The organism is Candidatus Nitrotoga sp. AM1P (assembly GCF_013168275.1).
Classification (GTDB): domain Bacteria; phylum Pseudomonadota; class Gammaproteobacteria; order Burkholderiales; family Gallionellaceae; genus Nitrotoga.
In genome coordinates this window covers 2,528,938-2,543,488 of sequence record NZ_AP019547.1, presented here as the reverse complement: position 1 = coordinate 2,543,488, position 14,551 = coordinate 2,528,938, and the positions used below count along the sequence as shown (strand labels likewise).

Genomic DNA, 14,551 nt, shown 5'->3' with positions numbered 1-14,551 from the left:
TGCGAAGTAATCTCTGAGGAAATTCAATGAAAAAATGGTTTTTTTATTTAACTGTAATATTGGCAATGAGCAGTGGCCTGGCCAAAGCACATCCTGATGAGGGCAAGGCAGAAGGGAAATATGCGCACGTTAAAGAAACATTACGCTTGGCGGCCGAACAAGGTGATGCAACTGCGCAAAACAACCTTGGTGAAATATTTCTCTATGGAGACGGCGTTACCCAAGACAGTCAGGAAGCGGTAAAGTGGTTTCGCCTGGCTGCCCAACAAGGACTTGCAAATGCACAATTTAATCTGGGATTAAGTTACGGCAACGGCCAAGGGGTTACTCAGGACTACCAGGAAGCGATAAAGTGGTTTCGCTTGGCGGCCGAACAAAAGCATACCAAGGCACAATTTAATCTTGGCCTAAGCTATGCCAACGGGCAGGGTGTAGTACAAAACTTTGAGGAAGCTATCAAGTGGTTTCGTTTAGCTGCCGAGCAGGGCGATACAATCGCACAATACATCCTTGGTGGAATCTATCTTGATGGGAAAATTGTAGCGCAAAATTACCAGGAAGCGGTGAAGTGGCTTCACCTGGCTGCCAAGCAAGGGCATGCAAAAGCACAATTTAATCTTGGAGTAAGCTACGGCAACGGCCAGGGCGTTACCCAAGACACTCAGGAAGCGGTAAAGTGGTTTCGCTTGGCGGCCGAACAAGGACATGCAAAGGCACAATATTATCTTGGCTTAAGTTATGCCAACAAGCAGGGCATTAATCAGGACTATCAGGAAGCAGTAAAGTGGTTTCGTTTGGCGGCCAAACAAGGCCATGCAACCGCACAAAATAGTCTTGGCTTAAGTTATAACCTCGGTCAAGGCGTTACGCAAGATTATGTTCGCGCACATATGTGGTTTAGTCTCGCAACAATCAATGGTTATAGTGCCGCGCAGGAAAATCTTAATAAAGCGGCTCAACACATGACACCGGCCCAAATTGCTGAAGCGCAAAAATTGGCACGCGATTGCAAGAAGAACAATTACACAAACTGTGATTAGAACAACATATTTAGAGTTCTGAACGAAGACAGATAAATTTCCTGCCTAATTTATCTTCGATTCCATGAGACGTTGAATAGGGGTAGGAAATTCGGCCATTGTTTATAATCGTGTCGGTATCGTACTTGACCCGGTCGATGCTTCTGTTGGCGTAGCATCACCCACAAACGACGGCTATTAAAGCCGTCGTTTGATGAGTTGGTCTATATATGTCGCCATACACAATCAAAATCCAAAACCCTTCATCTGGACTGCCAAGGCAAATGACATTTTTAATTAAGTCATCCGCGCCAACTACCGCTTAAATTCCATGAAAAAAGCCCGCCTCTCTGTGTGATAACGTACAGACGGCGATCGGCTACAGTATTTAATGTTCGTCCATAAAGCAAGGTTGGCAATCGCCTGTACTTGAAGAGAGCATATGTCATCTGGAACCAAGTAATAATTTGTTAAACAGAACAACGGGTGTCAAAGCTTATGGATCCTTTGGACTTAGTCAAGCTCACAGCGTTGATGGAGCGCACCAGCGGTAGCTCTGAAGTGAAGATCGGGCTTATTGACGGGCCTGTCGCTACCCAACACCCCGATCTGGCGGTCGAATATCTCCGCGAGATTCCCGAAAATAATGGCGCTGCGTGCGCACAGGCCAACAGCACAGCGTGCACGCATGGAACTTTTGTAGCCGGCATTTTGTCGGCAAAGCGCAATTCCTCCGCCCCCGCCATTTGTCCCAACTGCACTCTCTTGGTTCGCCCCATTTTTGCCGAGTTGACCTCGGGACGCGAACACATGCCGAGTGCGACGCCGCAGGAACTTGCAGCGGCGATCATCGAATGCATCGACGCCGGCGCGCGCGTCATCAACTTGAGCCTCGCCCTCGCGCAACCTTCCACCAAAGGGGAGCAGTCCTTGGAAGAAGCGCTCAATCAGGCAGTCAGGCGCGGGGTGATCGTTGCCGCAGCGGCGGGCAATCAAGGCACCCTAGGCAGTTCTGCCATTACTCGCCATCCGTGGGTCATTCCGGTGGTGTCCTGTGACCTTCGAGGCAGACCGATGAACGAGTCGAATCTGGGGAGTTCGATTGGCAGGCGAGGCTTAAGCGCGCCCGGTGATGCCATCACCAGTCTCGGCGCTGAAGGCCAATCGCTAACCTTTGGAGGCACAAGCGTGGCGGTGCCATTTGTGACTGGAGCGATTGCGCTATTGTGGTCGGAATTTCCCTCTGCGACCGCGGCACAAATCAAACTTGCCGTCACCCAAGCTTCCACACCGCGGCGCGCCTCGATAGTTCCGCCTTTGCTGGACGCTGCAACAGCCTATCAAATCCTGTTAACAACGAATGCGGGGAGATAAATAACCATGACCAACATAAGCAAAGGCAATGATTCCATCGGCCAAAGCGAACACACGCCTCGGCGCGTGCGCCTGCCTGGGTTTATCACTGACGATGAAATCGGGCTGGGTGATGTAATTAAACGAGCGACCTCCTATTTTGGGATACAACCCTGCGGAGGCTGCGAACAGCGAGCCGCCGCGCTCAACCGCAGAATAGTTTTCACGAATCGATAGTCGAAGTAGGAAAATCATTTTTTAGAGATCGATAATATTTGTTAAGCACGGTTTAAATTTACTACTAGCTCAAGGAGAAACGATTATGAATGAACAAACTGAATCGATAGAACAGTCAATTGACAGCGGGCAGGTTAAGAAGAATGATGGAACCATTGTCCCTGTTTCACCCTATCCCGGGGCCCGTACAACTTCGACGATCGCTCCACAGGGTGGAACCGGAACCTGCGGCTGCGCAGGGAATGCCAGTTTGAGCCTCAACGGTGGTACCGGGATGGTGCCTTATGTCTATGCCATCGGCCGGGTCGAAGCGCGCTTCCCGAATCTCTCCGTGGAAAAGGAGTTCGCCCAAGCGACCGGGCGGACAGAAACTGTCGGAAAAACCGACCAACAGACCTTCCACGCCGTTCTGTCCCAACGTGAGAACCGCTACCTGGTGCGCCAACTGTGCTGGGTGCTGAGCATCCAGGGGCTGGAAACCTATCTGCTGCAACCACGCGATCCCGCCGATATTGATCTGCTGGTGGAGGCCATCCGGCCGGCCCCCAGCCCCGATGATATCGATGTCGTCATCGGCCTGCGCGGACCTATCGCCCCGCCGGAAATGTGCAATGGGCTAATGATTCCTATTGTTGCATTCGACCAAATTTATTCCTTCAATCGCGATGCACTCATCAAGGCCATCCCAAAGCCGGAAAAAACCACAGCCGCGCAGTTCGGCCCGGCAGCCGAGGAACTATTCAACAGGATCATGCAACTGACAGACAACGCCGGTGCAACCGACGAGCACCGCGTCCTGAACTACTTGGTCATGCGCTATCCGGCCATTTATGCCAAGGCAGCCGAGGAGTTCGGGCGGGACTTCTCGTTGACAGGAGTGGAAGTCCGGCCCTCGCCCTTGAGCAGCACGCGCAACATTGTCGATGTCATCTTTTCCTATACCAATCGCAATACTGATTTCACCGAGAAGTTCTTTGTGCGCTGCGACGTGACCGAGGAGTTTCCATTCCTGGTAACGAAGATGTCGCCATATTATGATCGCTAAACTTAACGTAGGAGATCTAAAATGAACACCGTGAAAATGCCAGGTTTTACCGCAGAAGCCTCAATATACAATACCGGAAAAGTTTACGATATGTCCGGGAATCTCAATAGAGACGGTAATGGTATGAGACAAAATATTATCTTACCAAGTATGCTTCCTCGGGACGTTTGCATTACGTTAAGTCGATGTTGCCGGAGTGGTCCACGCGGGAACCACTGCTGTGCCGTCTACAAAAGGCAGTGCGGCCGTGATTGATCGATAGGATGCGGATTCTGCTCAGCATGGGCAGCGAGATCTATCGTGACCCCAGATCGCCCGATGCTGCTCGGAGCGACGCGACGCTGGTTAGTTCTCGTGCCGTGTGAGACAACGGTAATCGTAGGCAGGGTGAGGAGTTTTCGTTCTTGTACCAACATCAAAATTATAGGAGCCAGGCTCGAATATTTTCACGATAGCGCGTAGTTGGGGTAAGGCAACGAACCCCAACACTTGATACCACCGTATTGTTTGGATTCCTGAGGACACGCCAACTACGGGCTATGACCGTTAAACCTAACCAACCGAAAGGGGATATAAATGAACATTATGAATATGCCTGGATTTACTGCCGAACTGTCAATATACAAAGCGATAATTCAGTACAACGTAGTCGGACCGCAGCAAACACCAGGATCACAAGTAACGCCACAAGCTTGCACGACAAGGTGCAGAAGCGTCGTCAGACCTGAGCTATGTTTATGGGTTCCTTTCCCATTCTGTTTGTGGCCGCAGCGTGAATGTAGCACTTTGTGCGATCCCTTTGGTGGTTGAGTGAAATAATGCTCGCGGATGGGACTGAGGAATTTCCGTTCCTCGTTGCCAAGATGGCACCGTACTTTGACCGTTAAACGTGAAAATACTAGGAGGTTCCAAAATGAACATGCCTGAATTTACAGCACAAGCTTCTCTCTACAGGTCAAACAATCGCTACTGTTCTTTTGGACAACAGGGTGAACTGCAAAAAACTGCCGTTATCCCACAACTCCCCAACAAGAACGCCCCGGGCAAAGTGGGTTGCGTTATGGATTGCAGAGATCAACACCCTGACTGGTCAGCCGCAAAATGCGCAGCCAGATGTCGCGACCCCGGTGGTATCAAAGGCAGCGGAAGCGGACCAACGCGGCCGGCGGACGCAAATGCGGTGTGTTGGGCTGGGTATTTTGCCTGTTCGGCGGTTGGGCTCGCAGCATTCAGACCCGATCTTTGGGCTTCGTGTCTTTTTGGAGGGCCCTGCTCCTGCGAAGAGGTCAGAGATAACTGCTTTTTCCACTGAGGCAATAAGTAGGGTGGCCACAGCGCCATAGGTTAGAGTGAGACAACGAACCCCATCACTTGATACCACCGTATTGTTTAGATTTCTGAGGACATCCCAACTATTGGCTGTGGCCGTTGAACCAAACTAACCGAAAGGAGATGTGAAAATGAGCATTATGAATATGCCTGGATTTACGGCAGAGAATTCAATTTACATCACTGTTAGTCATTTCCAGTCTGAAGTAGCTCGAAGTTTCGGCAGTGGAAAAAATGACAACCAAGTGTACATGCAGAAGCCGAATAGTGAAAACACACCCGGTGGCAAATGCTACGGACGGATCTCCGGCACTGTGATCAGTGGTACTTACGACTCAATGGGGCGCTGTTGCACCGCTCCTTCGCCAAACAACTTTCCAGTTTGCATAGATTGTGATTACCCCAACAAATGCTATGACAGGGCCGTAAAATCTAGAATAGACACTGTTGGTAATTTCCAGAACGGCTTTTTTTCTCTAGTCTAATTGCCCAGCGATCTGACCAGAGGCCACAAACCCCAATACTTGAATATCACAGTATTGTTTGGATTCCTGAGGACATTTCAACTACGTGCTATGACCATTGAATCTAACCAACCAAAAGGAGATACAAAATGAACATTATGAATATGCCTGGATTCACTGCAGAGGTAAGTATCTACCAACCGACTGCGACTTACTTGAGTGGCTTTTTTGGTAACTCTGCAGACGGTGGCGCAGTTGTCCAACCTCAGTTTCGTAGTCACGTGCGACGCCAGTGTGGACCTTGTGTGAACGGGACACGCGAATGTTTCTTGTGGGGATATGAATGTACGGTCGTAGAGGGAGGACCGGGGAGTTCAGAGCTAGGTATTCCGCCAGGTGAGGGTCACGTAAGTTGCGAACCTGAAGTCTTTAGGGAGTGGGAACAAAGCTGTGGAGGCTGACTCCGATCCGGACGGTGTTTTGTGGCGCCGCGGTCACCCAGTTTTTTTGGCAAATGGATTTTGCTATAACAGAACGAGCACAGGAAGCGCTTAAGTACAAAACGCGTCGCATCTTGCGATTGACGTGGTTCTCATGGCAAGTGTGCGGCCGGCAATAGCAGGGCGGAGTTGAGTTAGTTAAGGTGGGCACATAATTTTCGTGCCCACCTGAATGGGTGTCACTACCTATGATGCGGAATAACTGCGAATGCCCGAAAGCGGTGAACAAAAAGCGTTGCCCGCCTAGGCTATAGTACACATGAATGTTATAAAGTTGCTAACTCAACCCTAACCAACCAAATTGAAGAGAGGAGACCAAGATGAACATGACGAGAATGCCGGGTTTTTCAGCGGAAGCTTCGTTTTATGGGAATAGTACACACTACCAAGCAGATGCTATGTTGGCTGGCCTCAAGCAAGGTGAAATAGGAATGATACATCCCGCCCTGAGACCCATCGGATGTGATTGTTTCAACAGCATGAAAGGCAGGACTTGCTGCTGCTGGGGTTTCGGTATTGCTAGCTGTTGTATTGCGGGTGGATCGTGCGAGACCTTTCCTATCTGATGTAATAGACCGGTAGGGTGGACAATCTGGGCATATGGTCATTCAGCGCTCGGATGTTATCTATTTTTTTATGATCCAGTTGCGTGTGAAACACTGTCCTAATATGTGCTTCCTGCCCATTGCCGTCATTGCAACGGCACGTGGTGGTTGGGGCTGTCCGGCAAAAATATGTGAACCGCGCAGTTAAATCGAGAACAGACATTACCAAATCAGTCATTCGTTGCAGTCATCGTCGCGTAGAAAGATTCCGTCCAGCCCCCTCGCAACTCCCCTTGCGAGTTAACGTTTTGCAGAATTGAATCCAGAAGTTTCGCGACCATGCACTAGCTGGTTGCCCCGGAAAACAACACTCTTTGTCGTGATTGTTCAGTGTTACCGAAATAAATATTCCGCCAAGTATCGTCCACCTTCAAAAATTGCGGTGTCACGTTGGGATTGCCCTGATTTTTTGCCAACCATTCGCGAAATGCATAGTGATTCCAGAGACGGAAGAACTCCGTCAGATAGATGTCTGCCACAGTCGTGTTGCCTTGAATCACCAGCATGTTCTCGTCGTTGGCATTGGTCGAGGCATCCGAGAAATTTGCCGATCCTGAGATTACAATTGGATTCGATCCCAACGGATCGATCAACATGAATTTCGTATGAATATACGGCACATGCGAATTCAAGCCACTCAACCTCTCCTTCAGCCACTTATCAAAACTATTTACGCGAATCAGGCTGCCGATCGCAAAACGATTAAAGGGCAATTTCCGCAGCCGTAATACTTCCGCTTCTGGTTCGGGCCGATTGCCATCATTATCAAGCAAGGCATAACGCAACCCACCAAAGGGCTTATCAAATACGGGGACAAAGGCTTTGTTGATACCAAAAGCAAAAGCCATGCAAAGCATCGATTGCGCAGCGGCGGCCTGTTCGGCATACCATGAGAGCAGTTTCACACCAGAGCGGGGACTAAAGAGCACGCTGGTTGCTTGCCTGGGCGAGCTGCCAAGGACAGGCGTCGGCGTTAACGTTTCCACACCGGGGCGCAACAAGGGAAATTTAGGATCAGCTGTAAGTAAATTCCAGTAATCATGATAGCTACTTGCAATGCTCATATCGTTCACCACGTGTCCGACATTCGAATGTCCGAAGATGCCGCCATCCGTGATATTCGTCGAGCCCGTCCAAACCGCCTGCGGCTGATTATCCTTTAACAATACGATAAATTTATTATGTGCGATGGCGCTTGGATTTGCGGTACGCTGCCTGCATAGACTGTCGATACCCGCATTGAGCACCGCTGCCTTATTAAGTGCGGATACTTTTTCGTCACGGCCGTCGTATAAGATGCTCACGTCAACGCCGCGATCCTTGGCCGATTTCAACGCCTTTAAAACAGTTTCGTTGGTGAATTGGTAAGCGGCCACCCGCAACGTCCATTGACTGTTCTTCGCACGCAACAAAAACTCGAGTAGCGCTTCCATTAAACCGCGCGAAAGCCAATCAAAGGCGGGTTTACCCACTATTTCGGGACTCTTGTTTTTGAAGCGGCGTGCGTACTCCTGGCTGGCAGCGGCGCCGCGATTGAACCACACTTCGTGCAGACCGTTGTCTTCCTTTTCGGTTTGCACACGCACCTCGATCTCATCATCTTCAATCAAGCTCCTGGGCGAACCCTTCAGTGCCACTACACGATAGGTATAATCGTAGCCCGGCTTGGCCGTGAAATCGGACCACGTGAAACCCTGCACCGGATGGCAACGCAACGAGGCCTTGTCCGTACCTGGGTCGGTTTCGGCGAATACCTTTATGCCCTCCAGCCAATAGGCCTCGTCCTCGGTATGATCCGTGCGATGAACGGCAAATCCCAGCACGCGGCGCGAATCGGCTTTCGTCATGCTCCAACCAAGCAGCACCACATGCGTACCCGCAACTGCCTGCACCGTCAATTTGCCAAGTTTCTTGGTAATGCGCATGACACACTCCTAAAAGACAATTGTCCAACCGGGTTGATTGGCTTGCTCCTTGGTGTAGGAAACGCCATGCACCTTCAAACCGTTCTGATTCAACAGGGTGATGATGCCCCCCTTATTAGACAAGACCATGGGTGAGCGCACATCAACGCGCAACATGGCGCCAGCGTCAAGAGCGCCGCTCAAGGGCATTTTCGCTTTCTGCTTATCAGCCATATGCCAGCCAGCCAGAGGGACAGCACGATCACTTGCATTCAGTATGTAAATCCACTCCATTTCTGGTGAAGCCTTCGAATTAACCATCGCCGCGACAATGCGGACCAATCCATCGGGTGCTGTATCTGTCGGTTGCGGCACAATAGGATCGGGATTGACTGGTTCACCATCGTCCGTACCACTTAATGTGTGTCCGGTGACATCGCTGGTGTGCCAGCTTTGCGACTGGAACTTCAGAAAGACAGCCGTCCACTGTTGTTGATTGGGAAATTGAAACAACAGGCCGCCATCCTGCCACACACCGTCGTCCTGTACGAAGCTGCCCACATTACCCTGGTTCATGTGAATGTCATGAATGCCATTACCGGGCACGAAGCCGAAGTACTTATCTGCCTTGTTATTTTCCGGCCCCCAGCGCTCGCCGAAAGCATAAACCAGCGCCTCCTCATCAGCCATAGCACGCTGCACAATCTGATCAAGCTTCTCGTTCAAATCGTTATCAGGGCCGGGCAGAGAAACAGGAAGCGGCGTCATCATTCCCGGCTGCATCAGATTGCCGCGAATCAGGTCAAGCGCGCCCGAGGCAGAATTTGGCGCAAGTGGGCTGAAGCCGCTTGGCAAGCCGGCGACAACGGATGTGAGCGGATGCACGAAATACGGCTTTACATAGAACATCAGTTCTGAAGGTGCTAATTGCGACTTCACATTGATTGCAATACGGTAATTAGTACCCATCTCATCCACAATGTGGACTTGGTAGTGCGGTGAAGAGCCTGAACCCAAACGACGGGCAATGGCCCTACCTTTCAAAACGCCGTAAGTCTTGAGTGGCATGTTGCCTCCAGAATAAATATTTTCAGATATCGACTGAGTAACTAGAATTAAAATAATGAAACTGAGTACGAAATCCCGTGAAAAGACCCTTGAACGGTTTCCTGGCAATTAACCTGAATTGCCAGCATCTCTGTAGATCAGTTAAGTTTCACGAGATTGATCGTCAATTATTTTTTATTTATTTTTCTTTTACTACACGTTGAGCATTGATCGAAACGACCTTGTCAGTGATGGTATGGATCTGTTCACGAGTTTCTGCATCCTGAATCCCATTGGCTAATTCACGAATAGCCAAGCTAACTAATATTTGATTAACAGGCCTTCTTCCCCATTCAGGATCTTCCCAGTGACCATGAAAATAGTTGGTAATGTGAAGAATGAAATCTCTTGCTGATTTAGATAACATGATTAACTCCCGCAATGAATGATGAAGGTTGCTTTTAAAAGCCTATCTGTCGCCCTGTCGCCGCAACCTATTTGCAACAGCGGTTTAACAACGTCTAGCCTGAGAGTACCGATAAGCAGTACGCGAAATTACCACTGGTTGCCCATCCAGCGGCAAAATTATTGTCAGTGGCACCGCTGAGAACATGATAAAGCGTCAGCAATAAAAGAGAATAAGCAAAATCCTTATTTTTTTGGAGGGGAGAATAAAGCGAGTATTGGGATAATCAGGCGCCGTTATCTGAAAGTGCGGACGGCGCATAGAAAGGCCAGAATGAAGACGAGCGGCATACGACTCATCATCTAACACGCCCCAAGGGATTGTCATGTTCGGTGGCTTGCGCCGAAACAGTTTCATGCGATGCAAGCCAGGCATGCACTTGGGCGACCACTGCGGCGCCTTCACCCACAGCAGCAGCGACACGTTTGGTTGAGCTGGCACGCGCATCGCCGATTGCGAATACTCCCGGTACCGACGTTTCGAGCGACAGGGGATGATGATGATGATCGTTTTTCAGGTGCGTCGAGCGCGCGTCATCGACCGGCAGCAGATCGATCCCGGTACAGACGAATCCCTTATCATCGACGTTCACGCCGCAATTCTCGAGCCAGTCGGTGTTCGGATCGGCACCCACGAACAGAAAAATGCGCCGAATGGATTTAGTCTGTTTGCTGCCGTCTTTGCGATTGAGCCACTGCACGCCGCTCACGCCTTCACCGGAACCCTCGATTGCCACAATCTCTGATTCTGTGTACAGCGTAACGTTCGCCAGCATTCCGATACGGTCGATGAGATATTTCGACATGCTTTTTGCAAGGTCAGAGCCGCGAATCAAATGATGGACGTGCGCCGCGTTGCTAGCCAGGAATACGATTGCTTGCCCGGCCGCATTGCCGCCACCCACGAGCACGACTTCCTCCTGTCCGCATAGCGCGGCCTCAATCGGCGAAGCCCAGTAATAAACGCCGCGACCTTCGTATTTCTCGAGTTCGGGTATGCCAGGACGCCGATATTTTGCGCCTGTCGCGATAACCACGGTTTTTGCCAAAACCTGTCCGCCACAATCGAGTTGGAGCGCACGAGGACAGCGTGTGCAATCAAGCGACGTAACTTCAACAGGCACCACCATTTCAGCACCGAATTTCAGCGCCTGAACATAAGCGCGTCCGGCCAGCGCCTGACCGGAAATCCCGGTCGGGAAACCGAGGTAATTTTCGATTCTCGCGCTCGCACCTGCTTGACCGCCGAACGCATAAGTGTCCAGTACAAGCACGGAAAGCCCTTCAGATGCGGCATAGACCGCGCAGGCAAGACCAGCGGGGCCGGCGCCAACAATCGCAACGTCGTAGACATGGTCAAGGCTCAGATCGATATACAAGCCGAGGCAACGCGCAAGCTCCCTTTCGGTGGGACACTTAAGAACCGTTCCATCGGAACACACAACCAGCGGCAATTCATCTGGGCGTGGTTGATGGAGCTTCACCACATCTTCGGCGACGCTATCCAGTGCCGGATCCAATACAAGATGAGGATGACCGTTCCTTGAAAGGAATCCCTGCAGCCGCACCATACCTGCGCTGCCGGAGGCACCTATCAGTAACGGGCCGCCCCCGCCGGTTTCGATCAAGCCCATACGCCGCAGGATCAGGGTTCTCATAATACGTTCCCCAAGCTCGGCCTCAGCCACGACCACTGCGCGCAAGGAAGGCGGATCTATCATCAGGGCTTCGACTACCTCAAGCGCACGTCCAGAAGCAAGCGGGGGGCGACCCGAAAGCTGGCCGACTTCTCCCGCAAAGTTACCCGGCCCGCTTTCAACGATGGGAATCTCGATGCCCAAGCCATTTTTGCGCGTCGTCAAGATGCGCCCACTCAGCAAAACGAACATGCCCGCTCCGCGCATGCTGGGATCAAACAATATTTCGTCGGGCTGCCAAGTGCGCACCGTGCCAAAACGCCGTAACCGATTAATTTCTGCGGGGGTAAGCTTGGGAAACATCTGCTCACGACGCGATGCCAAGCTTGAAGGCAAGGGCGCATCTGCCGCATTGACTGAGGCATCGTCCACTTGATCAGACGCTGATGAGAGCAAACCGTCAGTGACTTCGTTTATCACCGCTTGCGATCCTTGAAAGAAATCGATGAAGGGTGGAGGTGTGCGGTCTGGTTTCCGCTGAAATCGAGCATCTCCTGATCGATGTAGCACCAGCCCCACGGGTCCGGAGGGTCGTAGGATTCCATAATCGGATGGCCGGTCGCATGATAATGCTTGGTCGCATGTTTGTTTATCGAACTATCACAGCAGCCGACGTGGCCACACTGGCGGCATAGGCGAAGGTGCACCCATGAGTCACCGGTCTTCAGGCAATCCTCGCAGCCCTCCGCAGAGGGTGTGACTTCGCGAATGCTATCGAAATGCGTACAAGCCATACAACCTCCCTATGTATTTCACGCAATCATATCTTGAAGAAACCTTACTTCCGTTTTATTGAGTCCCGCACCTTCTGAACAACCCTTGGATGACGCTAATTTAGCATGATAACCAGTATCTCTGGAAAGCTTACCACATGCGCTCTAATACTTCGCCGGGCGTGATAAATGACTGGTTACATGATCAGGCAGCGTCTTTTTCTGATTTAGATACATGATTTACTCCCGCAATAAATAATACATTTTTAAGAGCGTATCCGTGGCGTACGTCATTGATTCATGATCAACGTAACAACTAGGGCGACCCTACTCGCGCCCTTTCCATCAAGCTTGGCAGATCATGAAATTGATCAAATATTTGCAACGCGTTCAAGCCCAGCCTTGATGCTTACAATGGTAAGAGTAATTCTGCCAAGCAACTATTGCTTGCTTTATCATAAAAGTCCCATTTATCAGACCGAAAGGGGCACGCACCGTACCCCTTACTTACTTATCAGTTGATTGACTGTTAAAGCAAAATTGCTTACTCCTTTTTCTATTTCTTGCATTCCGATGGACACTTCTGCAATTTTCTGCTGACCTTTTAACGATATTTGACTTACCTGATCCATTTGCTCACGAATAGTGCGCGTCAATTCACAGTTAGAGTTAACGACGCCCCCGATCTCAACGGTAGCTTCATTCGTTCTTGCGGCCAGCTTTCTAACCTCATCCGCTACCACAGCGAATCCACGACCCTGTTCTCCTGCACGGGCTGCTTCGATTGCCGCGTTCAGCGCAAGCAGATTGGTTTGATCGGCAATGGCTCGAATCGTACTCACTATTTTGATAATACTATTGGCATGGCTATTCAGCTGATCGATAACGTTAACAGCATGACTTACTTGCTCCGAAATATTGCTGGAAGTCATTACTGCATCATTCAAAACCAATATTGCGCTTGTAGCTATTTGGCTGGTCTGTTCCGAAGTTGAAGCAGCGGCCTCGGCAGCAGCGCGGGTGGTGTTTATCCGGTTAGTGATATCACTGGCAAACTTAATGACTTTATACACCTTTCCGTTGTTATCAAAAATGGGGTTATACGTAGCTTCCAGCCAGACCGTGGCACCCGAAGAGTTTTTTCGCTCGAACTGTCCCGATTGAAAATTTCCACTGGCTAGCCCCGCCCAAAAATGGGGATTCAATTTGTAAAAGCTGTCGTAACAAAATATTCGGTGATGCTTACCGACTAAGTCATGGAGTCTATAGCCTACGGTGCTAAAAAAGTTTTGGTTGGCTGTTAAAATATTTCCCGATGGATCAAATTCAATTACCGCCAGTGACTTGTCGAGCGCGGTGAACATTGCATTTCTATCTAAAAGCGTATTTTTTGCTAGTGTAATATCAGACGCAATCTTGATAATTTTCACCACCACATTTCCGATGCTCACAGGAAAATAACTCGCCTCCAGCCAAATTCCTTGATTATTTTTACCAAATCGCTGAAATGTGCCATTTTGTGACTTACCGGCGCGCAAATTTTCCCAAAATGCTGCGTATTCTTTTGACCCAACATAAGAAGGATCACAAAAAATTCGATGGTGTTTACTTTTGATCTCCGAATGTTGATACCCGGTGATTGAAAGAAACAAATTATTGGCGTCTAAAATTTCTCCCGTCGGCGTAAATTCTATATAACCCATGTTTTTTTTAATGGCATCTATATCATTTTCTAAGAGCCGATATTTAGCATCCACGTCTGCAAGTTGACTTTCTAATTTCTTTTTTGCGCCAAACATTGGTGACCCCCGGTGGTTCAGATTATTCCTCTAAACCAAGCAGGAATGGTTACGTTACGGATATTTTTTGAGAGCTGGACTTTGTAGCTCGAATGTTTTAAATGAAGCAAAATTAAAACATTTAGTAGATATTGTCGGCTCGAGTTAACTATTCTTAAAGGTAAGAACAAAAAAATTAATTACGTTGACTACTGTCTTATAAATCAACAATAAATAAAGCTAAATCAATGTGATGTGTCATAAATGGACGGCGTTTCGCAAAAAGCTAAGCGTTAACTATTTCTACTATGAAATAAAGCGGACACAACCAGCAAATTACTATCCATTGGCTGTTAGGAAATTCGTCTTGCATGAGACATGGTAAAATTTGCTCT

At 49.6% G+C, this 14,551-nt stretch carries 9 protein-coding genes and 2 pseudogenes; 3 read left to right on the top strand and 8 right to left on the bottom strand.

The window, feature by feature from the left end:
- Positions 1 to 26 precede the first annotated feature (26 nt).
- The gene (locus W01_RS11630; protein WP_173054877.1) at positions 27 to 1,040 is read left to right on the top strand and encodes a tetratricopeptide repeat protein; all 1,014 of its coding nucleotides are present in this window, start codon (positions 27 to 29) and stop codon (positions 1,038 to 1,040) included.
- Positions 1,041 to 1,517: 477 nt separating this feature from the next.
- Positions 1,518 to 2,393 carry a S8 family peptidase gene (locus W01_RS11625; RefSeq protein WP_173054875.1) on the top strand — a complete coding sequence of 292 codons (876 nt, stop codon included), beginning with the start codon at positions 1,518 to 1,520 and terminating at the stop codon, positions 2,391 to 2,393.
- On the opposite strand, the gene W01_RS11620 is transcribed toward W01_RS11625, so the two are convergent.
- Positions 2,370 to 2,627, bottom strand: a complete 258-nt coding sequence (locus W01_RS11620; protein WP_173054873.1) for a hypothetical protein — start codon at positions 2,625 to 2,627, stop codon at positions 2,370 to 2,372. The two genes, W01_RS11625 and W01_RS11620, sit on opposite strands and share 24 nt — an antisense overlap.
- A 67-nt stretch (positions 2,628 to 2,694) precedes the next feature.
- On the opposite strand from W01_RS11620, the gene W01_RS11615 reads away from it, so the two are divergent.
- Positions 2,695 to 3,654: a cyanobactin maturation protease PatG family protein gene (locus W01_RS11615; RefSeq protein ID WP_173054871.1), complete on the top strand. Its 960-nt coding sequence runs from the start codon at positions 2,695 to 2,697 to the stop codon at positions 3,652 to 3,654.
- A 3,182-nt stretch (positions 3,655 to 6,836) separates the two neighbouring features.
- Here the strand turns inward: W01_RS11615 and W01_RS11610 are convergent.
- The 7 genes and pseudogenes from W01_RS11610 to W01_RS14730 all read right to left on the bottom strand — a co-directional run.
- Positions 6,837 to 8,477, bottom strand: a complete 1,641-nt coding sequence (locus W01_RS11610; protein WP_173054869.1) for a phospholipase D-like domain-containing protein — start codon at positions 8,475 to 8,477, stop codon at positions 6,837 to 6,839.
- 9 nt (positions 8,478 to 8,486) lie between these two features.
- On the bottom strand, positions 8,487 to 9,524 hold the full coding sequence (locus tag W01_RS11605) for a DUF2278 family protein (protein WP_173054866.1): 1,038 nt from the start codon (positions 9,522 to 9,524) through the stop codon (positions 8,487 to 8,489).
- A gap of 178 nt (positions 9,525 to 9,702) precedes the next feature.
- Positions 9,703 to 9,930, bottom strand: coding sequence for a hypothetical protein (locus W01_RS11600; RefSeq protein WP_173054864.1), 228 nt, complete (start codon positions 9,928 to 9,930; stop codon positions 9,703 to 9,705).
- A 337-nt stretch (positions 9,931 to 10,267) separates the two neighbouring features.
- Positions 10,268 to 12,085 (bottom strand): FAD-dependent oxidoreductase, encoded by a 1,818-nt coding sequence (locus W01_RS11595; RefSeq protein WP_242006950.1) that lies wholly within the window; start codon positions 12,083 to 12,085, stop codon positions 10,268 to 10,270.
- Positions 12,082 to 12,399 (bottom strand): UBP-type zinc finger domain-containing protein, encoded by a 318-nt coding sequence (locus W01_RS14740; RefSeq protein ID WP_173054862.1) that lies wholly within the window; start codon positions 12,397 to 12,399, stop codon positions 12,082 to 12,084. The genes W01_RS11595 and W01_RS14740 overlap by 4 nt, the downstream gene beginning before the upstream one ends.
- Before the next feature lie 482 nt (positions 12,400 to 12,881).
- A pseudogene (locus W01_RS14735) lies at positions 12,882 to 13,247 on the bottom strand (methyl-accepting chemotaxis protein); the annotation flags it as partial.
- 156 nt (positions 13,248 to 13,403) lie between these two features.
- A pseudogene (locus W01_RS14730) lies at positions 13,404 to 14,081 on the bottom strand (PAS domain-containing protein); the annotation flags it as partial.
- Between the last annotated feature and the right edge of the window lie 470 nt (positions 14,082 to 14,551).